The organism is Pseudoalteromonas sp. SG43-6 (assembly GCF_014164365.1).
Classification (GTDB): Bacteria; Pseudomonadota; Gammaproteobacteria; order Enterobacterales; family Alteromonadaceae; genus Pseudoalteromonas; species Pseudoalteromonas rhizosphaerae.
This window is the reverse complement of the sequence record NZ_JACJEZ010000145.1, coordinates 1-855: the sequence shown is the minus strand read 5'-3', so window position 1 is coordinate 855 and position 855 is coordinate 1. Positions and strand designations below refer to the sequence as shown.

Here is an 855-nt window from a genome sequence, read left to right as displayed (position 1 = left end):
TGGTACAACACACTTGGGTTATAGTGAGCAATGATATTCAACTCATGAGGGAGCGTAAAAACAAGGTGGAAATACCGACACGGTAATAAATCCTCTTGCTGTCTTCGCACCCACTTAGCCGTGGCCATGCCTTGGCAACGCGGACAGTGACGGTCTCGACAACTACACCCAATCTGCTGCGACTCCCCACAGCTATCACATTGCCATGCTTGATAACCGAGCTGACCCGTTCTGCATGATTGAAGGTGCTGACAGACACGCAGTTGTTGATAGCTCATCGTATGATGTTGCCGATAATTCTCAAGATTTGAGTTTAAAATATCAGCAAGATGCAAAGCGCTTATTGTTTACTCCAACTCGCAAGCAAATCAATGCCCCCATGCCCTAACTCAGGTAACCAGTGTAAGTAACTTTGTGTCGTTTTAATATCACTATGACCAAGCTGATGTTGCAATTGATGAAGTGGCATTCCTGATTCAAGTTGATGTGTTGCATAAGCATGGCGTAGTGCATGTGGATTACAGTGTTTTAAACCACACGCTTGTGCGTGTTTTCTCAATGGCTTCCTGAAGGTCGATGCTGACATAGGTTTATCCATTAACAATCGCGAGTAAAACATCCAACCCGTTGGGTGATACATTTTCCAGTAACTGCGTAATTGGTTTAGTACGCTATCTGAAACTACAACATACCGTGACTTATCCCCTTTACCTTGTTCAATTAAAATGGTTTTACGCTGGCCATCGATGTCTTGCACTTTGATACGTAACAATTCGCCAATACGTAAACCGCACCCATAGCAAACCACTATTAACGTTTTTAGTCGCATATCATCCGTACAGCTTTCTATCAGCC

Annotated in this window: 2 protein-coding genes; both read right to left on the bottom strand. The window is 43.7% G+C overall.

Annotated elements, in window-relative coordinates; genetic code table 11:
- The coding region (locus tag H5201_RS22510; protein ID WP_259399743.1) for a transposase zinc-binding domain-containing protein at positions 1-278 on the bottom strand (278 nt) is incomplete at its 3' end.
- A 62-nt stretch (positions 279-340) separates the two neighbouring features.
- The coding region (locus H5201_RS22505) for a tyrosine-type recombinase/integrase (RefSeq protein WP_259399742.1) at positions 341-855 on the bottom strand (515 nt) is incomplete at its 5' end.